Raw genomic sequence first — 22,611 nt, 5'->3', positions numbered from 1 at the left:
GCCGCCGCTGGTGACGCATTGTCACTGGTGCTTGTAGTGCTTGATGGACTGGTCCTTGGCCGCCGCGTCCGCGAAGGCCTGGATCTTCTTGATGGTCTCCGCCGGGTTGGCGCGGCCGGCCATCATCTCGCCGAGCGCGGCGACACCGATCTGCTCCTTCTGGAGCTTCACGTACCAGTCCTGCAGGCGCGGGTTGACCACGTTGGTGCCGGCCTTCTCCAGCGCGGCGACGCCCGCCTTCAGGCCGTCCGACAGCTCGATGCCCTCGGTGCCGCCGTTGAAGGCGGACAGGGACTTGCTGCTGGAGGTGAAGACCTTGGAGGACGCCTCGCTGAGCATGATGCGCAGCTGCTCCATGCCGCCCTCGGGGTTCTTCGCCTTCGCCGGGACGATGAAGGGCTCGCCGCCGGATGCCCACATGGTGCCGAAGGGCAGCGCATCGGAGGAGTCGAGGCTGGAGGGAGCGCCCACGGACAGCTTGAAGTCCTTGGGGATGATCGCCGCTTCCTCGTTCTCGACCCAGGAGCCGTTCGGGATGAACAGCGCCTTGCCGCGGGCCCAGGCGCCCTGCGAACCGCGGTGGTCCAGGCCCGGGGTGCCCTTGAGGATGTAGCCCTTGGCGTAGAGCTCGTAGTACGCGTCGAAGGCCGCCTTGACGGCGGGGTGCTCCCAGGCCTTCGGCTCCAGGTTGTCGATCGCGTCGAGGACCTCGACGCCGCCGATCTTGGCGATGAACGGGTAGAGCGAGAAGGGCAGGTAGTAGGGGTGCTTGCCGGGGTAGGTCCAGCCCGCGATCCCCTGCTTCTTGGCCTTCGCACACAGCGCGAGCATGTCGTCCCAGTTCTCCGGGTACTGGGCGTCGAGCTTGTCCAGCGCGGTCTGGGAGTACCAGACCCCGTAGACGGTGTACGCGTAGTAGAGGATCCAGCACGGGTCGCCGTCGAACTGGCCCATCTCGACGATGCCCGGGCGCAGCGTGTCGCGGACCTTCTTGGCCGGGTCGTCGATGGAGGGCGCGTCGAGCAGCGCGGTGAGGTCCGCGAGCTGTCCCTTCCCGACCAGGACACCCATGTCCATCTGCTGGGCACCGGAGTTGTCGATCAGGTCCGGAGGCGTGCCGCCGTTGAAGCGCGGCTGCAGCACGGACTGGATCTTCTGCGTCTTGGAGAAGGTGACCTTCGCCTTGGGGAAGGCCTTCTCGTAGGACGCCTGGGCGTCCTCGGCGTACTTCGTGCCGTATCCACCGTCGAAGATGACCAGTTCGAGGGGGGCGCTCTCATTGACCGCCAGCGGATTCTTGGCGGACTTCGTGCCCTTTTCGACCTTGTCGTCGCTTCCGCTGTCTCCGCTCGCGCAGGCGGACAGGAAACTCATCGTCGGAACAGCGATCAGGCCGAGTGCGGCAGACCGCTTGATCAGATCGCGACGGCCAAGGCCCTCATTGTTGTGGGCGGAGGTGGATCCCATGCTCAAGTCCTCGCCTTCTCCAGGACTCAGGCGGTGTGCCGGTCACCCGTAAAGATTCGCCTCAGGCGAAGGGCCCCGCCACCGCGGTCAGTTGCGCTTGGGTCAAACAGATATGTACCGGCATTGACGTGCCGCGGGGTATCGGGAGATGACCGTACAGCGCGAACACCTCGGCGTCCCCGCGAACATCCCCCGTCCCCCCGCCGCGCAACCGTGTGAAACAGCTGCGCGGGTGCCGACAGGTATAGTCCACTTGTTGCCAACTGAGCAAGATCGAATACCGGTTTGGGCTGGAGTCTTTCCCGAGTTGAGACCTCTTGGACACCTCGGCACCGTGCGCCCCGATCGCGGGGCACCTATTTCCGCATTACGGTCGATTCACCTGAGCGACCCCTTGCAACACCCTTGACACATCGGACCACTTGGCTCCCTACTGGACCTTGCATCGCGCTATGACAACGTTGTCCAGCACGCTTCCGGGGAGGAATGGCTCGGCATGCAGCCACCACGTGGTCTCCATCAAAACTCTCGAAAGAGACAAAGCCACACAGTCGCCACCATCGCGGCCTCGCTCGCTCTGGTGCTGACGGCCTCCGCGGCCGCCGCCGCGCAACCGGCCGGAACACCCCGGAAGCCCTCCGGTGAGCAAACGTTCAGTTCCTCGTTCGAGGCGGACGAGAAGCAGCCGGACTGGCGCAACACCGTGGAGGAGGGCCCGGACGGCAGACCGAGGGCCTCGGGCGTCGACGGCGGATTCGCCGCCGGGATACCGGGCAATGTCACCGACAAGGTGACGGATCTGCGGGCCGGCGGCGAGAACACCGGCGGCGGCGAGGTCAAGGAGAATCTGATCGACGGCGAACCCGGCACCAAGTGGCTGGCGTTCGAGCCGTCCGGCTGGATCGAGTTCGATCTGGCCGAACCGGTCAAGGTCGTGACATACGCGCTGACCTCGGCCAACGACCACGCCGAGCGGGACCCGAGGGACTGGACCCTGAAGGGCTCCGCGGACGGCCGGACCTGGACGGACCTGGACGCCCGGACCGGGCAGACCTTCGCGAAGCGGTTCCAGACCACGTCGTACGACTTCACCGCCGACACGGCGTACCAGCACTTCCGGCTGGAGATCACGAAGAACAACGGCGCCTCGGACGCGACCCAGCTCGCGGACGTCCAGTTCTCCGACGGCGACACCTCCGCCCCGGCCCCCGACGTCATGCGCAGCCAGGCCGACCGGGGGCCCTCCGGCTCGCCCACCGCCAAGTCTGGCGCGGGATTCACCGGGAGGAAGGCACTTCGCTACGCGGGTACGCACAAGCCGGGCGGCCGGGCGTACTCGTACAACAAGGTCTTCGACGTGAACACCGCCGTCACCAAGGACACCCAGCTCTCCTACCTGGTGTATCCGCAGATGGGCGAGACCGACCTCTCCTACCCGGCGACGCATGTCGCGGTGGACCTCGCCTTCACCGACGGCACCTACCTGAGCGGGCTGAAGGCCACCGACTCCCACGGCGGTGCGCTGACCCCCCGGGGCCAGGCCGACGCCAAGCGGCTCTACGTCAACCAGTGGAACAAGGTCTCCTCGCGCATCGGAACGGTCGCGGCGGGCCGGACCGTCGACCGGATCCTGGTGGCGTACGACTCCCCCGGGGGCCCCGCGAAGTTCCAGGGCTGGATCGACGACATCACGATCGCCCCGAAGGCTCCGGAGAAGCGCAGGGCGCATCTGTCGGACTACGCGCTGACGACCCGCGGCACCAACTCCAGCGGCGGCTTCTCGCGCGGCAACAACATCCCGGCCACCGCCGTCCCGCACGGCTTCAACTTCTGGACGCCGGTCACCAACGCCGGCTCCACGAGCTGGCTGTACGACTACGCGCGCGGCAACAACGAGGACAACCTGCCCACGCTCCAGGCCTTCAGCGCCAGCCACGAGCCGAGCCCCTGGATGGGCGACCGCCAGACCTTCCAGCTGATGCCCTCGGCGAAGGCGGGCACCCCGGACGCCTCTCGCACGGCACGCGCGCTGCCCTTCCGCCACGAGAGGGAGACGGCGAAGCCGCACTACTACGGGGTGACGTTCGAGAACGGTCTCAAGGCCGAGATGACGCCGACCGACCACGCGGCGCGGATGCGGTTCACGTACCCCGGCAAGGACGCGAGCATCGTCTTCGACAACGTGTCGAACGATGGCGGTCTGACACTCGACGCGAAGTCCGCTTCCTTCTCGGGCTATTCGGATGTCAGGAGCGGCGGCTCGACGGGGGCGACCCGGCTCTTCATGTACGGGGCGTTCGACGCGCCGGTCACCGACAGCGGACGGCTCAAGGGCGGTGGCGGTGACGACGTCACCGGCTTCTTCCGCTTCGACGCGGGCAGGGACCGTACGGTCGGCCTGCGGCTGGCCACCTCGTTGATCAGCCTCGACCAGGCCAGGAAGAACCTGGCCATGGAGCTCCCGGCGTCCACCTCCTTCGACCGCGTCGAGCGCCGGGCGCAGAAGGCGTGGGACGGCATCCTGGGCAAGGTGGAGGTCGAGGGCGCGAACGCCGACCAGCTGACGACGCTCTACTCCAGCCTGTACCGGCTGTACCTGTACCCGAATTCGGGCTTCGAGCAGGTCGACGGGAAGAGCAGATACGCCAGCCCCTTCTCCCCGAAGACCGGCACCGACACCCCGGCACACACCGGCGCGAAGATCGTCGACGGCAAGGTGTACGTCAACAACGGCTTCTGGGACACCTACCGCACGACATGGCCCGCCTACTCCTTCCTCACTCCGAAGAAGGCGGGCGAGATGGTGGACGGTTTCGTCCAGCAGTACAAGGACGGCGGCTGGATCTCCCGCTGGTCCTCGCCCGGTTACGCGGACCTGATGACCGGCACCAGTTCGGACGTGGCGTTCGCCGACGCGTACGTCAAGGGCGTGGAGTTCGACGCGGAGGCGGCCTACGACGCGGCGGTCAAGAACGCCACGGTGGCCCCGCCGTCCTCCGGCGTCGGCCGCAAGGGCATGCTGACCTCGGTCTTCACCGGGTACGCCGACACCACCACGCACGAGGGCCTGTCCTGGTCGCTGGAGGGCTACCTCAACGACTACGGCATCGCGCGGATGGGCCAGGTGCTCTACCGGAAGACGAAGAAGGAGCGGTACAAGGAGGAGTCCGCGTACTTCCTCAACCGCGCCCGCAACTACGTCAAGCTCTTCGACGACAAGGCCGGTTTCTTCCAGGGCAGGGACGCCAAGGGCGACTGGCGCCTCCCCTCCGGCCAGTACGACCCGCGCGTCTGGGGCTACGACTACACGGAGACCAACGGCTGGGGCTACGCCTTCACCGCCCCGCAGGACAGCCGGGGCCTGGCGAACCTGTACGGCGGGCGGGCCGGTCTGGGCAAGAAGCTGGACACCTACTTCTCCACGCCCGAGACCGCGGGACCGGAGTTCGTCGGCTCGTACGGGGGCGTCATCCACGAGATGACGGAGGCGCGTGATGTGCGGATGGGCCAGTACGGCCACAGCAACCAGGTCGCCCACCACGCCACGTACATGTACAACGCGGCCTCGCAGCCGTACAAAACGCAGGAGAAGGTGCGCGAGGTCCTCGGCCGCCTCTACACGGGCAGCGAGATTGGGCAGGGCTACCACGGCGACGAGGACAACGGCGAGCAGTCGGCCTGGTTCCTGTTCTCCTCGCTCGGCTTCTACCCGCTGGTGATGGGCAGTGGTGAGTACGCGATCGGCTCGCCGCTCTTCACGAGGACGACCGTGCGCCTGGAGGACGGCCGCAAGCTGGTGGTCAGCGCTCCGAAGAACAGCTCGAAGAACATCTACGTTCAAGGCTTGAAGGTCAACGGCAAGAAGTGGACCTCCACTTCGCTCCCCCACGATCTGCTGGCCAGGGGCGGCACGCTGGAGTTCGACATGGGCTCCCGGCCGTCCGCCTGGGGCACGGGGAAGGACGCGGCCCCGGTGTCCATCACCGAGGACGACAAGGTTCCGTCGCCGCGCGGTGATGTGCTGAAGGGCGGGGGCGCCCTCTTCGACAACACCTCGGCGACCTCCGCGACCGCCGGGTCGGTGGACCTGCCGGTGGGAACGGCGACAAAGGCTCTCCAGTACACGCTGACATCGGGCAGGGCGGACGGAGCCCCGAGCGGCTGGGTCCTGCAGGGGTCCACGGACGGCACGGCGTGGACGGACCTCGACAAGCGGTCCGCGCAGACCTTCGCCTGGGACCAGCAGACCCGGGTGTTCTCGGTGGACCGGCCGGGCGCCTACGCCAAGTACCGGCTGGTGCTCGACCGCCCGGCGACCCTGGCGGAGGTGGAGCTGCTCGGCTGAGGCCGGCACCCTTTCCGGCCCCGTCACCCGGTCGCGGCCGCGACCGGGTGACGGGACACGGACGGGCCATCCGCGTGGGCGGGTGGCCCGTCCGCCTGCGGTGGCGCGGGTGGACGGGCCGCTTGCGGTGGGCGCGGGAGGCGGGCCTGTCATCCGGACAACCCATCCCGCGTATCGGCTAGTCAGGGTACTTCTGTGATTTCGCTTGTGTCTTTATAAGCTTTTGGGGCATTTCGTGGGATCTCTTGGGCGATCAGGTGATCAGTACGACAATCATCTCGGCTAGAAGGAGCTTCCATGCCCATCTCCGCTTCCGTCCGCTCACGCGGCACCCGCACCGGTACCGCGGTGGCCGCGGCCCTCACCGTCGCCGGACTCACCCTGGCCGGAGCGCCCGCGGCACACGCGGCCCCGGGCGACAGCGGCGACCTGAGCGTCCAATCGGCCGGCCAGCAGCGCGGCAACAACCGCGACGGGGCCCCGGTCTGTGCGTTCAAGCTGGTCGCGGCCAACTTCGAGACTCTCCCGGCGGTTCCGTTCACGATCACCGCGCAGCCCCCGACCGTGCCCCCCGGGGACACCCTGGTCGGCACCCTCGCCCTCTCCCAGGGCAGGGCCATCAGCCAGGAGTACCTGCTGCCGGACGGCACGTACCAGCTCCAGTGGGTGGTTCCGGTCGGCCTGAAGCAGAAGACCTTCACCATCGACTGCGAGCGCCAGGACCGGAACCAGGGACGCCAGGGCAACCAGAACGGCCAGGAAGGCCAGGGTGGTCAGAACGGCCAGAACGGCCAGGGTGGTCAGAACGGCCAGAACGGCCAGAGCAGCCAGGGCGGTCAGAGCAGCCAGAGCGGCCAGAGTGGTCAGGGCAGCCAGAACGGTCAGAGCAGCGAGAGTGGCAGCGAGGGCTCCTCGTGGTCCGGTGAGGACAAGGGCAGCCGGCCCTCCGGCGCGGTCCCCGCCGGTGGCGGTGGCGTTCCGACCATGGAGACCGTCAGCGCGGAGAGCGGATCCGGCTTCGGGACGGGCACGGCACTGGCGGCGAGCGCGGCCGGAGTGGCCGGGCTGATCCTGGTCCGCAGGTCGGCACGCCGCCGCGCCAGTGGCGCAGCGTAACGGCCCCCACCGGCGACAGCGGCAGCGAAGAGGCCCGAGTCGCGTATGCCGTCTCACCATGACGGTGTGCGTGACGCTCTCCCTGGTGGCCGGCGTCGCCTGGGCGAGCAGCGGCTCGTCCGAGGACACGTCGGCCGCCGCCCACGGCTCGGACGCCGTGGGCGGCGGCGGGGCCCCGGTCCGGCGGGAACCGGTCCCGGCGGCGAAGGACGTCCCGGCCTCGCACGCACCGCTGCCGCCGTCGGCGCCGGTGGAACTGGCCGTCCCCGCCATCGTGATCGAGGCCCCGGTCACCGGCCTGGGCCTGGACAAGAAGGGCCGGCTGGACGCTCCGCCCATGAGCAGGCCCAAGGAGGTCGGGTGGTACCGCGACGGCCCGGCCCCCGGGGAGGCGGGAACCGCCCTGATCGTCGGCCACCGGGACACCCGCACCGGCCCCGCGATCTTCCTCAATCTGAACGCGCTGCACCGCGGGGACACCGTCAAGGTCCGGCGGGCCGACCGCCGCACTGCCGTCTTCACCGTGGACGACGTGAAGACGTACAAGAAGGAAGACTTCCCCGACGACAAGGTCTACGGCCCGACCGCGCGTCCGGAGCTGCGGCTGCTGACGTGCGGCGGAAGGTTCGACAAGAAGAGCGGCTACTCGGCGAACGTGGTCGTCTTCGCCCATCTCACCGGCCTCAAAACGGCATGAGCCGTCACGCGGGCCGGATGGACGGCCGGGACGGAGGACGGCCGGGGCGCGTGACGGCCCGGGCGCGTGGCGGCCCGGACGCGTGGCGGCCCGGACGCGTGGCGGCCCGGACGCGTGGCGGCCCGGACGCGTGGCGGCCCGAACGCGTGGCGGCCGGTGCCTCGCGCACGAGGGGCCGGCCGCGTCGTCTCCGGCCGGCTCAGTGGGCATCTCCGTCCGGCTCAGCGGGCGTCGCCGCCGCCGGTCTCCGACAGCCCTTCGGGAAGTGCCAGGTTCAGCGCGGTGACGACCGGCTGCCCGTGCTCCGTACCGAGCCGGGAGAGGGCGCCCGTCGCCAGCTGGAAGAGCCGCCCCTCCGCCGGGGTCAGCCCCAGATAGCGGGCGGTGAGCACCCGCAGGAAGTGCGAGTGCGCGACGAGCACGATGTCCCCGTCCCCGGTCCGCTCGGTGGCCGACCGCACCCCCGCGAGGACCCGGTCCGCCCGCGCGCCGACCTCGTGCGGACTCTCCCCCGGGTGTTCGTCGGTGCCGGGGTCGACGCCGTCGGTCCACAGGTTCCACAGGGGGCGGGTGCGGTGGATCTCCACGGTGGTCACGCCCTCGTAGCCGCCGTAGTCCCACTCGCGCAGCTCCGGGATGACCCGGGGCGCGGCCAGCCCGGCCAGCTCGGCGGTGCGGCGGGCCCGTACGGACGGGCTGACCAGGGTGAGCGCGATGTTCCGGCCGGCCAGGAGCGGGAAGAGTGCGCGGGCCTGGCGTTCACCGATGTCCGTCAGCGGCATGTCGGTGTAGCTCGTGTGCTGCCCGGAGCGGGACCACTCCGTCTCGCCGTGCCGGATCAGGATCAGCTCGCCCATGGTCCTACCGCTCTCCGCGCCGAGGGTGCGCGCCTTCCGGCGCTCCGTCATGGTCCGTACCCACGTACCGTATGGCTCGTACACATGTCTTGATCGATTCCCGTGGGGGGACCTCTTGCCGGACAGCTTTCCACCACCGCCGTCGCTGTCACCGCCGCCGTCGCCCTTCTCCTCGTCCGTGCCACCTCCGCCGGCTCCGCGCAGGCAGCGCATCGGGCTGATCGTCACGCTGTCGCTGAGCGGCGGGCTGCTGGCCATGTCGGCCGTGGCGGCACTCGTCTACACGGCGATGGACCGAGCGGCCCCCGAGTCGCTGAAGCGGCTGCCCTCCTCGTCGCCCGCACCGGGCGGGACACCGTCCGCCGAGGCGCTGACGGAGGAGGAACCCGCGGAGGGGGAGCCCTTGGCGGAGCCGACCGGGACCGGTACGGCCCCGCGGGCCGACATCTCGGTCGCCCGGTGCGCGAGGGATTCCGTGATCGGGTGGCCCGAGGCCGATGTGAAGGTCGTCAACGGGTCCGGAAGCACCGCGGACTACATCGTGTTCGTCGATTTCGTGGACAAGGACGGCACCCAGGTCTCCGAGGGTGTCACCACGGTGACCGGCCTGGCCCCCGGTAAGTCGGCCAAGTCGAAGGTGCAGGGCCTCGGTGAGGTGCCGCGCGGTACGAAGTGCCGTATCGCCGAGGTCGAACGGACCCCGTCGAACGGCTGAACCGCGGGGCGGACAGACACAACGTCCCAGCACGCGCACGCCGCACGCCGCACGCCGCACGCCGCCGCGCAACGCGGAGGGGCCGCACCCCGTCACCGGGATGCGGCCCCTCCTGATGCTGCGGGCCCGCCTACTTGCGGATCAGGCTGCGGAGCACGTACTGCAGGATGCCGCCGTTGCGGTAGTAGTCCGCCTCACCGGGGGTGTCGATGCGGACGACACCGTCGAACTCCACACCCGTGTCGGTGGTGACCTTGACCGTGCGCGGCGTGGTGCCGTCGTTCAGCTCGGTGACGCCGGTGAAGGAGAAGGTCTCCTCGCCGGTGAGGCCGAGCGACTCGGCGGTCGCGCCCTCGGGGAACTGGAGCGGGAGGACGCCCATGCCGATGAGGTTCGAGCGGTGGATGCGCTCGTAGGACTCGGCGATGACGGCCTTGACACCGAGGAGCGCGGTGCCCTTGGCCGCCCAGTCGCGGGACGAGCCGGAGCCGTACTCCTTGCCCGCCAGGATGACGAGCGGGGTGCCCGCGGCCTGGTAGTTCTGCGAGGCGTCGTAGATGAACGACACGGGGCCGTCGGCCTGGGTGAAGTCGCGGGTGAAGCCGCCCTCCGTGCCCGGCGCGATCTGGTTGCGCAGACGGATGTTGGCGAACGTGCCGCGGATCATGACCTCGTGGTTACCGCGGCGCGAGCCGTAGGAGTTGAAGTCACGGCGCTCGATGCCGTGCTCCGTGAGGTACTTGCCGGCCGGGGTGTCGGCCTTGATCGCACCGGCCGGGGAGATGTGGTCGGTGGTGACCGAGTCGCCCAGCTTGGCGAGCACCCGGGCGCCGGTGATGTCCTCGACCGGGGTCGTCTCCATCGTCATGCCCTCGAAGTACGGGGGCTTGCGCACGTAGGTGGACTCGGAGTCCCACTCGAAGGTGTTGCCGGTCGGGATCGACAGCGCCTGCCACTGGGCGTCGCCCGCGAAGACGTCCTGGTAGGACTTGTTGAACATGTCCTCGCCGATGGAGTTGGCGACGACGTCGTTGACCTCGGCCTCCGAGGGCCAGATGTCCGCGAGGTAGACCGGCTTGCCGTCCTGGTCGGTGCCCAGGGCGTCCTTGGTGATGTCGACCTTCATCGAACCGGCGATGGCGTACGCGACGACCAGCGGCGGGGACGCCAGGTAGTTCATCTTGACGTCGGGGTTGATCCGGCCCTCGAAGTTACGGTTGCCGGAGAGCACCGAGGTCACGGCCAGGTCGTGCTCGTTGACGGCCTTGGAGACCTCGTCCGGCAGCGGGCCGGAGTTGCCGATGCAGGTGGTGCAGCCGTAGCCGACGAGGTTGAAGCCGACCTTGTCGAGGTACGGGGTCAGGCCCGCCTTGTCGAAGTAGTCGGTGACGACCTTGGAGCCCGGGGCGAGCGTGGTCTTGACCCACGGCTTGCGGGACAGGCCCTTCTCGACAGCCTTCTTGGCCACGAGCGCCGCGGCGACCATGACGTACGGGTTCGAGGTGTTGGTGCAGGAGGTGATCGCGGCGACGGTGACGGCGCCGTGGTCGATCTCGTACGTCGAGCCGTCGGGGGCCGTGACCGTGGTGGGACGGCTCGGGACACCGTTGGCGGCGGCCGGGGAGTCGGAGGCCGGGAAGGACTCCTTGCCCGACTCCTCGTCGTCCGCGACGTAGTTGCGCACGTCCTGCGCGAACTGCGCCTTCGCGTCGGCGAGGACGATACGGTCCTGCGGGCGCTTCGGGCCGGCGATGGAGGGGACGACCGTGGAGAGGTCGAGCTCCAGCTTCTCGGAGAAGTCGGGCTCGGCGGCCGGGTCCAGCCAGAGGCCCTGCTCCTTGGCGTACGCCTCGACGAGGGCGACCTGCTGCTCGTCGCGGCCGGTCAGGCGCAGGTACTTCAGGGTCTCGTCGTCGATCGGGAAGATCGCGGCGGTGGAGCCGAACTCCGGCGACATGTTGCCGATGGTGGCGCGGTTCGCGAGGGAGGTGGCGGCGACGCCCTCACCGTAGAACTCGACGAACTTGCCGACGACGCCGTGCTTGCGGAGCATCTCGGTGATGGTCAGCACGAGGTCGGTGGCGGTGGTGCCCGCCGGCAGCTCACCGGTCAGCTTGAAGCCGACGACGCGCGGGATGAGCATGGAGACCGGCTGGCCGAGCATCGCTGCCTCGGCCTCGATGCCGCCGACGCCCCAGCCGAGCACGCCGAGGCCGTTGACCATGGTGGTGTGCGAGTCGGTGCCGACGAGGGTGTCGGGGTACGCCTGGCCGCCACGGACCATGACCGTACGGGCCAGGTGCTCGATGTTGACCTGGTGCACGATGCCGGTGCCCGGGGGGACGACCTTGAACTCGTCGAAGGCGGTCTGGCCCCAGCGCAGGAACTGGTAGCGCTCCTTGTTGCGGCCGTACTCCAGCTCGACGTTCTGGGCGAACGCGTCGTTGGTGCCGAACTTGTCGGCGATGACGGAGTGGTCGATGACCAGCTCGGCCGGGGCCAGCGGGTTGATCTTCGCCGGGTCGCCGCCGAGCTCCTTCACGGCCTCACGCATGGTGGCGAGGTCCACGACACAGGGGACGCCGGTGAAGTCCTGCATGATCACGCGGGCCGGCGTGAACTGGATCTCCTGGCTGGGCTGGGCCTGCGAGTCCCATCCGCCCAGCGCCCGGATGTGGTCGGCGGTGATGTTCGCGCCGTCCTCGGTGCGGAGCAGGTTCTCCAGCAGCACCTTCAGGCTGTAAGGGAGGCGCGCGGAGCCCTCCACCTTGTCCAGCTTGAAGATCTCGTACGACTCGTCGCCCACGCGCAGCGTGCTGCGGGCGTCGAAGCTGTTCGCCGACACGACAGTCTCCTTCTTCAATGTGCGCGTACTACCGCGCCGCGCCTCATTGGCGGCCGGCGCCGCGTGGTGCCGCCTACGGCCCCGACCATCCGCTAAGGTAAGGCTTAGTTAGGTAACCCTTACCGAGCGGCGGCTGCGGTGCGCCTCGGCAGATATCTCGATGTCGAGATAACTCTAGTACATCGCCGCCTCCCGGTCATGCCCGGGCGCCCCCGATCTCTCGCGGCGAAGGTTGAGCGTTCCCGGCGAACGCCGGTGGCGGCTCGGTGTTCCCAGCGAGTGCTGAGCGGCCGTTGAGGCCTGGTTGTCCGGGGAGACGGCGGGGAAGCGTTACGCGCGTACGGCGATCCGTACTCAGCGCCTTCGACCTGGACTTCGTCGCCGCCGGCCGGTGGCGGCGTGTCGCGTCGGGTGCCGGGTGCCGGGTGGAGCGTCCGGTTGGAGGGTGTGGCGCCGGTACGCGGGTTCCGCTGGAACGAGGGTGCCCGCAGTTTCGCGGGCCGGTACTACGCGTGACGACCAGCGGCCATGGGGGCTACGAGTCGTGGCCGGAGCGGGACCGTCCGATTCCGCTGGACTTCGCCCCGGACGTGGTGGGGAACGCCTCCCAGCCGTTCGGGCTGCACTGGCGCGGGGAGGGTGAGGGGCGGCGGCACGCGCCTGACTGCTTCGTTTCGTAGGCGTTGCCGCGGTTGAGCAGGAACGGGCCGATGGCGACCCTCCACACAGAGTCCTCATCGTCCGGGCCCCACAGGCGAGCACCCGGCCTGTACTCGGTCATCCCATTGACGTCGGCGGACATGCCGAGATCTGCCTACATCGCCCTGGAATCGAGCCGAAGCACGGTAGGTGTCACCGGCGGCGTCGGCCGACCTGCGGCTTCGACCGGGCGAAGGAAGTACGAGGGTTGTCACCGGGACGGCACGCCGTCTGTCATCAGCAGCGCTCAAGGCCCGATCGGCTCCGACGTGCCGCCGACGGCCTGCGCCGCCCAGCAGTCGCGACGGATGGAAGCTGTTCCGGAACCCGTGCGCCGGACCGTGACGGAGGTCGGGTCGACCGGTCACAGACCGGCGACGTCCCGGGCCTTTTTCAGCACGGAGCCGAGCGCGTCCACCGCGGCGTCGTGCCGCCTCGCGCGCGCCGCCCGGTCCGCCGGTACCAGCCGCGCGGCGGCCTGCACGGCACAGGCGTCCGGGTCGCCGAAAGCGGTCTGCGGGTGCTCTCCCGTATCCGCGCAGTGCGTCGTGACTTCCTTGACCGCCTGGAGCACCACTGCCCGGTCAACGCCCGGCCGCATGGCCAGCCGTACCTGAAATCGAGCCATCCACTTTTCGCGGTCCTTGTCCCTCGCCGCGTCCGTTGTCCGGTCCTTCTTCGCCATGCGCCCTCCGCGTGATCGGCAGCCGTCCGTCAAGGAGTTGGACGGCCCGGCATCGAAATGGGTTGCACCAGCAAGAAACTGTTGCACCAGCAAGAGACTGATGAGCCCCAGGTGACCACTGTGAGCCACACCGGCTCTACTGGCCCGTCCGCTGTCACAGAACGTCACAGGTCACGGGTTCCGGCACAGCTTCCGACCCCGCGCGGCCCCGCCCGGAAGTCCTGGTGACAGGCCGCCCGCCTTGGTGACAGGCCGCCTGTGTTGGTGGCAGCTGTCGCGCTTCGGCTCAGGAATGGGCCCCTGCATTTCGGTCCCGCTGTTCGTCAGCCGCTCAACCTTCAGCGGGAATGCTCAACCTTCACTACGACAGGACAGCCCCCGACCGCCCGCACCCATTCGGGGTATTCGTCGGGCGGACCGGCCCGTTTCGCTTCCACCGCGTACGAGGCAGCCCCGGAACGGACTCCTCCCGCGTACGGGGCCGGCTCCCCTCGCAGACGCGCCACGCCCCCGCGTACGGGTCAGGCGCCGGACCGCTCGGCGTACTGGTCGCACTCGCCGGTGAAGACCGCCGCGAGCTCGTCGGCGATGACCGAGGCCACCAGCTCCCCCGCGGCCACCCCGTTGACCCCGGCGGGATCCCGGTAGACCTGCATCGCGAGGCCTTCCGTCACGGCGGTGAGCCGGACGGCCGCGGGCCAGGGATCCAGACCCGGTTCGACCTCGCCGCACTCCTTGCCGTTGCGAACGGCCTGCGCGATGTCCTCGCGCAGCCGCCGGGCGGTCTCGATGTCTACGTCGGCGAGGGCGGGCGCGTCCAGGGCCCGGCCGGCGAACGCCCTGGTGACCCGGAACTCGGCGCGACGCCCGTCGTCCAGGGGGATGCACTCGGCCATCGCCTCGCCCAGAACCCGGGAGATGGGCCGCCGGTGCGCGATCCCGGCCCGGATCCGCTCGTCGGCCCGGATCCTGATGCGCGCGGTGACCGCGTTGAACGCGTGGAGCAGCATCTCGTCCTTCGTACGGAAGTAGTGCTGCACGAGCCCCACCGACATTCCGGCGGTGGCCGCCGTGCGGGCGACCGTCACGGCGTCGAGCCCGTGTTCAGAGATGAGTTCACAGACGGCGACGGCGATCTGGCGTCGGCGTTCTTCATGGTCCGCGGTCCTGGGCACTTGATAACCGTACCAGCGTACGGTAAAAACCGTATCGCCATATGGTTATCCGTCCTGACGCCTTCGACAACGGTGAGGAAGCCCCATGCCCAACCGCCTGCGGAGTGCCGCCGCGAACACGGTGGTCCTCCTGCTCTGTCTCTTTCTCTGCACCCCGGTGGCCCCTGCCGCCTCCTACACCCCTAAGGCCTCCGGCGCTTCCGGCACTTCCGGCGCTTCCGGCGCCGAGACTGCCGCCTCGGGCGATGTCATGCCCGACCGCTATGCCGCGATCGACGCCTATGTCCGCGACCGGATGCGGGCCACCCGCACGCCCGGCATCTCCTACGCCGTGGTCGGTCCCGACGGCCCGGTCCATCAGCGGTCCTGGGGCAGGGACGGACGGGGCGAGCGCGTCCGGGCCGGGACACCGTTCCTGTGGGGGTCGGTCGCCAAACCGATCACGGCGACCAGCGTGATGACCCTCGTCCAGGACGGGCGCCTCCGTCTCGACGACCGGGTCGTGGACCATCTGCCGGACTTCCGGTTCGGCGGCGCGGCGCACGCGTCCGGGGTCACGGTCCGCCATCTCCTCGACCAGACCGGCGGACTGCCCGAGTCGGCCACGTTCGAGGTCGCCGACTGCCTCGCCGCCGACTGCCCCCGTCCGGCGGAACGCCTCGGCGCACTGGACGGGGTGCGCCCGCTCGGGCCGCCCGGGACCACGTACGCCTACACCAGCGCCAACTATCTGGTCCTCGCCTCCCTGGTCGAGTCCGTCACCGGGCTCCCCTTCGCCGAGCATCTCCGGCGGAGCGTGTTCGACCCGGCGGGGATGGACGGCGCCATCGCCGACCGGGCCTCGGCCCGGAAGCGGAACCTGTCCCCGGGGCACCGGCTCCTGTGGGGAGTGCCGTCCGCGACCGTCGACGGCGTCGATGACCACGGCGCGGCCTACGGCTACACGGGCGGAGACCTCGACGACCTGGCCGCCTTTGCCTCGTTCCAGCTCAGATCGGGCAGGACCGCCGGGGGCAAGAGCGTCCTCACTCCCGAATCCGTACGGCTGATGCGCGAGGAGGGCAGGCTCCGGCCCACCGGCGCCGGGACCGGATACGGGCTGGGCTGGCGGGTCGGCGGCCTGGACGCGCCGCTCGACGACGCCGTCTGGCACACGGGCGCGACGCCCGGCTACGCGGCGATGCTGTTCCTGCTGCCGAAGCTGAACACCGCCATCGTGCTGGAGCAGAACCTGTACGGCCTGCTCCAGGACGAGGCGCTCATGGAGGTCGGATTCGGCGCCGCCCGGATCCTGGGAACCGGTGAGACTCCCACGAGCAGCCCGTCCGCCGGTGTCTACTACCCGGCCGTCTGGGGCGCCACCGCCCTCGCCGTGACCCTGCTTCTGGCGGTCGGATGGCAGGTCCGGCTCCTGCGCCGCCCGGTCACGGCCGACGCCCGGACCCGCCGCACCGCAGCGACCGCCCTCTGGTGCCTGGCGGGCGCGGCCCCGGTGGCCGCGCTGGTCCGGGCAACGGCCCTGATGGATCCCGACCAGCTGATGAACTGGGTGCCCGACACCTTCGTCGCCGTGTGCGTCGCGGCGGCCGCCGGTGCCGTGACGCTCGCCCTGCGCCTCACCCTGACGATCCGTTCCTGGCGTGCAGGCCGGCAGACCCGGGGACGGACTCCGAGTCCGGTTCCGGGTCCTGGTCCTGGTCCTGGGCAGCGGTCAGCGAGCCGATCGCCCGGCTGAGAGTGCGCTGTTCGTCCTCCGGCAGCCAGCGGCCGGCGTGCACCATGTGCAGGGCCGTGACCAGCCGAATCCCGTCGTCGTCCGTACCGAGATCCCCCAGATACGCCGGCAGCAGGAGCCCCAGGGCCTTGAGATCACCGCGTCGGCACAGCGCGGCGAACAGGGACGTCAGGAGTTCATCGGCGGGCCGTGGTCCGGTGGCGCCCGCGGAGCGCAGCCCTTCGGCGACCGCGAACCGCATGGCGTCCGCGTACGGCCCCGGGGGCGCCTCCCGTACGTGTACGGCAGCCCGCTCGAAGTGCTCGCGCGCCGCGCCGGGTTCGCAGAGATCCCCGTACGCCTTGGCCATGTTCAGGTGAAGGGAGGAGTGGAAGCCCTCGACCCGGTCGTCGGCCACCAGGTCCGCGCGGTCGAGGCACTCCTGGTTCCAGCGCAGTGTCTCCCGGGGCATCGGCTGGTGCCGCGCGACGTAGTGGGCGGCGACGCAGCGCTCGTAGTCGTCGGCGGCCGTGTCCCACGCGAGCCGGAAGAGGTCATGCGCCTCGGCGTCACGGCCCGCGGCCTCGGCCCGCATGCCCCGGGCACACAGGCTGACGACGGGATTGGCGGGGTCCACGGTCACTCTCATCCATCATCCGTTCGCGGGGCGGGGGCTGTTCGAGGAGCGGGGGCTGTTCGAGGAGCGGGGCGCTGCGGGCCGTCCCCGGCGGGCGGGGCTACGCGTCGTCCGCGGTGTCGCGGACCGGCATCACCAGGGTGGTGAAGCTTCCCTGGTCGGCGGAGCGGACGACCACGGGCCGGTCCGGCGACACGATCTCCAGCAGCACGTCGGGCCCCACGGCGGCATCGAGCGCCGAACGGAGCAGCTCCGCGTCGAAGGCGATGCGCAGCGGCGGCCCCGTGCAGAGCGCGGGGAGTGCGGTGTCGGCCGATGCGCCTGCGGTGAGCGTGAGTTGATGCTCGCCGGCGCGCAGGGTGACCGGGGTGCCCGGCGCACCGGCGGCGTCGAGTGCGGCGCCGAGTGCTGCGCGGCCCGTGATCACCCGATGCCGGGCGTCCGGCAGATCGTCGAGGATCATCCGGTAGTCGGGAAACGTCTCGTCGACGGTCGGCAGAGCCCGCGAAGCGCCCCCGCCACGCAGCCACGCACCGTTCCGGTCCACTTCGACGCTCACTTCCGGCAGGCGTACCGCCCAGGCTGCAACGTCTTTCAATTCCCCGACTTCCACGAGGACTTGGCACTCATCTCCTTTCATGAAAGCGGGCCGCAGGGCTCGAACGGCCAGGCGGTAGCGGTCCGTGGCCACCAGACGTATCTCTTCGGCACCGAGCTCGATCAGGACACAGCCGAGCGCCGGGAACTCCTCCCGCGCGGCACCTGACCCCACCGACGGCGCGACCTGCCGTACGGCGCCGGCCAGTTCCGCCCCGCCGACGCGCGCCTTCACCCGCCGCGTCCCGGCGGGCAGGTCGTGGAGGATCGCCGCGATCGCCGACTGTGCCGATGCCGCGGTCTCCCGTACCTTCCCGGCGTGCTCCTCAAGGACGGCACGGGCCTCCTCATCAGTGCCGTCGAGCACCACCGCGGCTTCGCCGAGCGGCACGCCCGCAGCCCGCAGGCGCCGCGCCAGCACCGCACGGGCCACCTGGTCGGGGGCGTAGTAGCGGTATCCCGTCGCCACGTCCACGTGGGCGGGGCGCAGTACGTCGCAGTCGTCGTAGAACCGCAGAGCGCTGGGCGCCAGTCCCACCCGTCGCCCGAAGGCGCCGATGCTCATCAACGCGTCGATGTCGTCCATGAGCGCGATTGTCGGCGTTCAAGCAGCTTGAAGGTCAAACCGCCCTCTCCGGGCATGGGCGGAGCCCTCCGTACGGGCAGGCCCGGACGGCGGTCGGCCCGGCAGCCCCCGGACTGCCGTCGGACTGCCGCCGGACTGCCGCCGGGTTCGCGGAGCACCCCGAACGGGCGCGCACCACGAGCCGGGCCGGGGCGGCGGCAGGACGATGGGCGGGGACCGCGTCCGGACGCGGGCGCACGGCTGCCCGCCGACGCGGGTGAGCGGCCGTCACCCGCCCGGCCGTCACCCCAACGCGCACCCCCGCGCGATCTTCATCTCATATCTGAGATAGCCTGGCGCTATGTCAGACGATTACCTCGTACGCATCGGCAAGCTCATCCGTGACGCCCGTCAGCACCGGGGCTGGACACAGACACAGCTGGCCGAGGCGCTCGCCACCAGCCAGAGCGCCGTCAACCGCATCGAGCGCGGCAACCAGAACATCAGCCTTGAGATGATCGCCCGCATCGGTGAAGCCCTCGACAGCGAGATCGTGTCCCTCGGATACGCCGGTCCCATGCACCTGCGGGTGGTCGGCGGCCGTCGCCTCTCCGGCGCCATCGACGTGAAGACCAGCAAGAACGCGTGCGTCGCGCTGCTGTGCGCGACCCTGCTGAACAAGGGCCGCACCGTCCTGCGCCGCGTCGCCCGGATCGAGGAGGTCTTCCGGCTGCTGGAGGTGCTGAACTCCATCGGCGTCCGCACCCGTTGGATCAACGACGGTATGGACCTGGAGATCGTCCCGCCCACCCAGCTCGACATGGAGGCGATCGACGCCGACGCCGCCCGCCGGACCCGCTCCATCATCATGTTCCTCGGCCCGCTGCTGCACCGTATGGACCAGTTCAAGCTGCCGTACGCGGGCGGCTGCGACCTCGGTACGCGCACCATCGAGCCGCACATGATCGCGTTGCGCCGGTTCGGGCTGGAGATCGCCGCCACCGAGGGGCTCTACCACGCGCAGATCGACCACTCGGTCACGCCCGACCGGCCCATCGTCCTGACCGAACGCGGCGACACGGTCACCGAGAACGCCCTGCTGGCCGCCGCCCGGCACGACGGCACGACCGTCATCCGCAACGCGTCCTCCAACTACATGGTCCAGGACCTCTGCTTCTTCCTGGAGGCTCTGGGCGTACGGGTCGACGGCGTCGGTACGACGACGCTCACCGTGCACGGTGTGCCGCACATCGACGTCGACGTGGACTACTCCCCCTCCGAGGACCCGGTCGAGGCGATGAGCCTGCTGGCCGCCGCCGTGGTGACGGAGTCCGAGCTCACGATTCGCCGGGTTCCGATCGAGTTCCTGGAGATCGAGCTCGCGGTGCTGGAGGAAATGGGCGTCGACTGCGACCGCACGACGGAGTACGCCGCGGACAACGGCCGGACCCGACTGGTGGACCTGACCGTGCGCCCCTCCAAACTGGAGGCGCCGATCGACAAGATCCACCCGATGCCGTTCCCCGGCCTCAACATCGACAACGTGCCCTTCTTCGCGGCCATCGCGGCCTCCGCGCACGGCCAGACCCTCATCCACGACTGGGTCTACGACAACCGGGCCATCTACCTCACCGACCTCAACCGGCTCGGCGGCCGACTGCAACTCCTCGACCCGCACCGGGTCCTGGTCGAAGGCCCGACCCGCTGGCGCGCCGCCGAAATGATGTGCCCGCCCGCGCTGCGGCCCGCGGTGGTGGTGCTGCTGGCGATGATGGCTGCCGAGGGAACCTCCGTACTGCGCAACGTCTATGTCATCAACCGTGGTTACGAGGAGCTGGCCGAGCGGCTGAACTCGGTGGGCGCCCAGATCGAGATCTTCCGCGACATCTGAGAATGCACAAGTGACCACTACGCCACACCCTATCTGACCTGCGTAAATGCAGATTCGGAGGGGTGTGGCCGTAGCTGTGGGACTTCTCCAGGGCCTTGCGTGGAAAGCGAGCCCTCTCCACAAGCCTCCCAGGCCCGCAACACGCCCCACAGATCTCACGGTAGCGAGACCAAGGACCTGCGGCTGCGCGCGCAGGATGGCGGGCCGGCCGTGATCGTCTCGTCGCTGCTCACCCCGATGCGCAACCAGCCGGACGCCACCCCGTTCCAGGGCCGGATGAGGAAGTCCTGCAACATCCGCAGAGTGGAGCGCCGTTCAGGCCGAGGTCGCTGCCAGTGAGGTACCGTGCCGCCGGCCGGACCACAGTGACGGGTCTCTCCACAGCGACGTCCCTTCCTCGGACAGACTCCGTGCGGCGAACCAGCCGTTCGCCCTCCCGCCGCTTCTCGGTGAATGCGCCCTGGCCGGAGCTGCCCCTGCCGCAAATGGACCTGCCCACCTGGCCCGACACCCGACGACTGGACGGTGGTCCGGCGGCCGGCGGGCCGAAGAACTCGCCGCCGGCTCCAGCATGTTGCCGCCCGTGATCCGAAGGCCCTCCCTCTTTCCCACACACGCCACCACCCGCCCGACCTGCCGCTGTGGTGAGGGCAGGGTGCAGTCCGAAGCTTGCCGGGTTCCGCCCAGCGCGAGAGAGCGCGTTCCCCTCCAGCACGGTCGCACCCGCCGCGAAAGTGCGTGCTGCCGCGTGTCGCAAGCCCCCGCACATCGCCCCGCGCCCGTGAGGACTTCCAGCAGGCACTCGTGACGCGGGTGCCCAATCGCCCGGCGGGCTTCTCTCCCGCGCTTGGTCACCGAGAACTGCGGCGACACTACGGTGAAGTACGAACTGGCGCCGTTCAGCGGGTTCTTGTCATCCCAGCTGCCCTGCCGAACGGTGCCGACAACAACTGGTGCTCCAAGAGAAAGTCCGTAAAAACACTGTTGTGGGCGAGCCTCGGTTGACAGGGTGAGAAATGATGAGACAACGGGCTCATCGGAGTGAGTGAGGTCGGAGTGGTACGGCGTAGGAACCTGATGGCTTCGGGCATGGCGGTTGCTCTGGCAGGCGGAGGTGCGGCTGCCTACGGATTGGCGGGCAGGGGCGCCGCAGGGGCCGGGGATACTTCTGACGACTTGACTGCCGGCCCCGTCCAATTGCATGGACTCCTGCCGGAGCGATATGCGGCGTTGATCGCACTCGATATGGGACGGCCTCGTAGTGGGCTGAGAGAAACAGTGAATCGGGTTCACGCGGCCACCGAGCCGGGTACGTCTGTGGGGTTCGCTCTTGGGGCGACACTTTTCGGGACCGCGGATGCGCTTCCCCGCCAGCTCAGGGCGATGCCGCACTTCGCGGGCGACCTTCTCGATCCCGCCATGTCGCACGGAGACATGCTCGTGCACGTGGCGGGCAATAAGGCCACGGCGATACGGAAGACCGTCGAACGCATCAGGAACACAGCCTCCCCGAACTGGACAATTCGGTGGCAGATCGATGGCTCTCGCCCCGCCAACCGGGTCGAGGACGGCAGAGGCCTGGCCCGTAACCCGTTCCACTTCACCGAGGGCTTCGGCAATCCCGGCACCGAGAGGGAATCCCTCGACCGCGCTCTCACCACTGCCGATCAGAACGAGCCTCTGTGGGCTGTCGGCGGCAGCTATCAGGTTGTGCGCATCATCCGGTTCGCGACCGACCTGTGGGACAAGGACTCGGTGCGCGAACAGGAGCGGATCATCGGGCGTCGACGCGACGGTGGATGGCTGGACGGCACACCGGGCGACGAGCAACCGAACTTCGCGGCCGATCCGACGGGCAGGCTTACGCCGCTTGATTCGCATGTACGTCTCGCAGCTCCTGACCGCCGCAACTCACCACCGATCGTGCGGCGCAGCTACAGCTACGACCAGGGCGACGGCGACACGGGAATCATCTTCTCCTGTTTCCAGCGAGACCTGGCCCAGGGGTTCGAAGCAACCCAGAAACGACTTGAAGGGGAATCCATGGCGAAGTACCTGCTGACCATCGGCGGCGGGTACTTCTTCGTTCCTCCGCACGGTGACGGTTGGGTGGACGCCCTCGGCTAAAGAATGTCGCGTGATCCCAGGCAGGCGCACGACGACAGCTACGCCACCTCGCGGCGTTTGCCCGTCCTCGTCATCACTTCCCCCCCCTGAGCGCGCATCCTGCCAACCGTGTCCGCCGGAATGGCGCCCCAGAGGGAATGGGGATTGGCACGGAAGACTTGAGGCTGATGGGCCGTACCCCCTTGCACCAGCGCAGGGACTCTCATTCCACCCCTGTCGATCAGATCGAGATCGGATACATGAATTTCTCTGATATCCCACGGACCGGAAGCGAGGCCTCTCCGGATACCACCACCCTGCAACGACTCCCGGCATACTTCGACCGCCGAGGAAAGTAGACTCCTCACACTTTCCTGGGATACGGACTCTTCGTCGAAGAATGTGTGACGGCGGCCGTGGCAAAGTCCAGGTGTGCGGCCAGCCGAGTCCAGGCTGATGGCCACCGGAAATCCAGGTGGACGGCCGTCTGATCAGTGGTG

The 22,611-nt window shown here is 69.4% G+C and carries 15 protein-coding genes; 7 read left to right on the top strand and 8 right to left on the bottom strand.

All coding sequences use genetic code 11. The annotated features are described in order from the left end of the window. Nucleotides 1–21: 21 nt before the first annotated feature. Nucleotides 22–1,467: an N-acetylglucosamine/diacetylchitobiose ABC transporter substrate-binding protein gene (gene ngcE / locus ACIGJO_RS27445; RefSeq protein ID WP_399962503.1), complete on the bottom strand. Its 1,446-nt coding sequence runs from the start codon at nucleotides 1,465–1,467 to the stop codon at nucleotides 22–24. 496 nt (nucleotides 1,468–1,963) lie between these two features. On the opposite strand from ngcE, the gene ACIGJO_RS27440 reads away from it, so the two are divergent. The 3 genes from ACIGJO_RS27440 (at nucleotide 1,964) to ACIGJO_RS27430 (ending at nucleotide 7,625) form a co-directional block, all read left to right on the top strand. Continuing rightward, a complete protein-coding gene (locus ACIGJO_RS27440) occupies nucleotides 1,964–5,812 on the top strand; it encodes a GH92 family glycosyl hydrolase (protein WP_399962500.1) in 3,849 nt (1,282 codons plus the stop codon). A 297-nt stretch (nucleotides 5,813–6,109) separates the two neighbouring features. Then, nucleotides 6,110–6,928 (top strand): hypothetical protein, encoded by an 819-nt coding sequence (locus tag ACIGJO_RS27435; RefSeq protein ID WP_399962498.1) that lies wholly within the window; start codon nucleotides 6,110–6,112, stop codon nucleotides 6,926–6,928. Between the two features lie 58 nt (nucleotides 6,929–6,986). Then, the gene (locus ACIGJO_RS27430; RefSeq protein ID WP_399962496.1) at nucleotides 6,987–7,625 is read left to right on the top strand and encodes a class F sortase; all 639 of its coding nucleotides are present in this window, start codon (nucleotides 6,987–6,989) and stop codon (nucleotides 7,623–7,625) included. Between the two features lie 221 nt (nucleotides 7,626–7,846). Here ACIGJO_RS27430 and ACIGJO_RS27425 read toward each other — a convergent pair whose 3' ends face one another. After that, nucleotides 7,847–8,482, bottom strand: coding sequence for a histidine phosphatase family protein (locus tag ACIGJO_RS27425; RefSeq protein WP_399962803.1), 636 nt, complete (start codon nucleotides 8,480–8,482; stop codon nucleotides 7,847–7,849). 178 nt (nucleotides 8,483–8,660) lie between these two features. On the opposite strand from ACIGJO_RS27425, the gene ACIGJO_RS27420 reads away from it, so the two are divergent. Next, nucleotides 8,661–9,197, top strand: a complete 537-nt coding sequence (locus ACIGJO_RS27420; protein WP_399962494.1) for a hypothetical protein — start codon at nucleotides 8,661–8,663, stop codon at nucleotides 9,195–9,197. Nucleotides 9,198–9,327: 130 nt separating this feature from the next. Here the strand turns inward: ACIGJO_RS27420 and acnA are convergent, their stop codons facing one another. From acnA to ACIGJO_RS27400, 4 genes are all read right to left on the bottom strand, one after another. Further along, entirely contained in the window at nucleotides 9,328–12,042 is a 2,715-nt protein-coding gene (gene acnA, locus ACIGJO_RS27415) for an aconitate hydratase AcnA (RefSeq protein ID WP_399962492.1), read from the bottom strand. A gap of 535 nt (nucleotides 12,043–12,577) precedes the next feature. After that, complete coding sequence (locus ACIGJO_RS27410; protein WP_399962490.1) at nucleotides 12,578–12,769, bottom strand: hypothetical protein; 192 nt, start codon at nucleotides 12,767–12,769, stop codon at nucleotides 12,578–12,580. A gap of 336 nt (nucleotides 12,770–13,105) precedes the next feature. Beyond that, the gene (locus ACIGJO_RS27405) at nucleotides 13,106–13,426 is read right to left on the bottom strand and encodes a hypothetical protein (protein ID WP_399962488.1); all 321 of its coding nucleotides are present in this window, start codon (nucleotides 13,424–13,426) and stop codon (nucleotides 13,106–13,108) included. Nucleotides 13,427–13,947: 521 nt separating this feature from the next. Then, complete coding sequence (locus ACIGJO_RS27400) at nucleotides 13,948–14,601, bottom strand: TetR/AcrR family transcriptional regulator (RefSeq protein WP_399962486.1); 654 nt, start codon at nucleotides 14,599–14,601, stop codon at nucleotides 13,948–13,950. An 85-nt stretch (nucleotides 14,602–14,686) separates the two neighbouring features. Here ACIGJO_RS27400 and ACIGJO_RS27395 point away from each other — a divergent pair, with 85 nt between their 5' ends. Next, nucleotides 14,687–16,336 (top strand): serine hydrolase domain-containing protein, encoded by a 1,650-nt coding sequence (locus ACIGJO_RS27395; RefSeq protein WP_399962484.1) that lies wholly within the window; start codon nucleotides 14,687–14,689, stop codon nucleotides 16,334–16,336. Here the strand turns inward: ACIGJO_RS27395 and ACIGJO_RS27390 are convergent. Beyond that, the gene (locus ACIGJO_RS27390) at nucleotides 16,218–16,964 is read right to left on the bottom strand and encodes a hypothetical protein (RefSeq protein WP_399962482.1); all 747 of its coding nucleotides are present in this window, start codon (nucleotides 16,962–16,964) and stop codon (nucleotides 16,218–16,220) included. The two genes, ACIGJO_RS27395 and ACIGJO_RS27390, sit on opposite strands and share 119 nt — an antisense overlap. 88 nt (nucleotides 16,965–17,052) lie before the next feature. Then, a complete protein-coding gene (locus ACIGJO_RS27385; protein WP_399962480.1) occupies nucleotides 17,053–18,135 on the bottom strand; it encodes a MerR family transcriptional regulator in 1,083 nt (360 codons plus the stop codon). 340 nt (nucleotides 18,136–18,475) lie between these two features. On the opposite strand from ACIGJO_RS27385, the gene ACIGJO_RS27380 reads away from it, so the two are divergent. Together ACIGJO_RS27380 and ACIGJO_RS27375 are read left to right on the top strand one after the other, a co-directional pair. Then, nucleotides 18,476–20,005, top strand: a complete 1,530-nt coding sequence (locus ACIGJO_RS27380; RefSeq protein ID WP_399962478.1) for a helix-turn-helix domain-containing protein — start codon at nucleotides 18,476–18,478, stop codon at nucleotides 20,003–20,005. A 1,245-nt stretch (nucleotides 20,006–21,250) separates the two neighbouring features. Further along, nucleotides 21,251–22,132, top strand: a complete 882-nt coding sequence (locus ACIGJO_RS27375) for a Dyp-type peroxidase (protein ID WP_399962801.1) — start codon at nucleotides 21,251–21,253, stop codon at nucleotides 22,130–22,132. Nucleotides 22,133–22,611: the final 479 nt, after the last annotated feature.

The organism is Streptomyces sp. NPDC079020 (assembly GCF_044542225.1).
Taxonomy (GTDB): domain Bacteria; phylum Actinomycetota; class Actinomycetes; order Streptomycetales; family Streptomycetaceae; genus Streptomyces.
Note: the sequence above shows the minus strand (reverse complement) of the source record. Positions and strands in the feature narration are given on the sequence as shown.

Excerpts from the sequence above, each read along its gene's own strand:
- ngcE (WP_399962503.1), bottom strand. The coding sequence starts at position 1,467 with ATGGGATCCACCTCCGCCCACAACAATGAGGGCCTTGGCCGTCGCGAT.
- ACIGJO_RS27440 (WP_399962500.1), top strand. The coding sequence starts at position 1,964 with ATGCAGCCACCACGTGGTCTCCATCAAAACTCTCGAAAGAGACAAAGC.
- ACIGJO_RS27435 (WP_399962498.1), top strand. The coding sequence starts at position 6,110 with ATGCCCATCTCCGCTTCCGTCCGCTCACGCGGCACCCGCACCGGTACC.
- ACIGJO_RS27430 (WP_399962496.1), top strand. The coding sequence starts at position 6,987 with ATGACGGTGTGCGTGACGCTCTCCCTGGTGGCCGGCGTCGCCTGGGCG.
- ACIGJO_RS27425 (WP_399962803.1), bottom strand. The coding sequence starts at position 8,482 with ATGGGCGAGCTGATCCTGATCCGGCACGGCGAGACGGAGTGGTCCCGC.
- ACIGJO_RS27405 (WP_399962488.1), bottom strand. The coding sequence starts at position 13,426 with ATGGCGAAGAAGGACCGGACAACGGACGCGGCGAGGGACAAGGACCGC.
- ACIGJO_RS27395 (WP_399962484.1), top strand. The coding sequence starts at position 14,687 with ATGCCCAACCGCCTGCGGAGTGCCGCCGCGAACACGGTGGTCCTCCTG.
- ACIGJO_RS27390 (WP_399962482.1), bottom strand. The coding sequence starts at position 16,964 with ATGAGAGTGACCGTGGACCCCGCCAATCCCGTCGTCAGCCTGTGTGCC.
- ACIGJO_RS27385 (WP_399962480.1), bottom strand. The coding sequence starts at position 18,135 with ATGGACGACATCGACGCGTTGATGAGCATCGGCGCCTTCGGGCGACGG.
- ACIGJO_RS27380 (WP_399962478.1), top strand. The coding sequence starts at position 18,476 with ATGTCAGACGATTACCTCGTACGCATCGGCAAGCTCATCCGTGACGCC.
- ACIGJO_RS27375 (WP_399962801.1), top strand. The coding sequence starts at position 21,251 with ATGGGACGGCCTCGTAGTGGGCTGAGAGAAACAGTGAATCGGGTTCAC.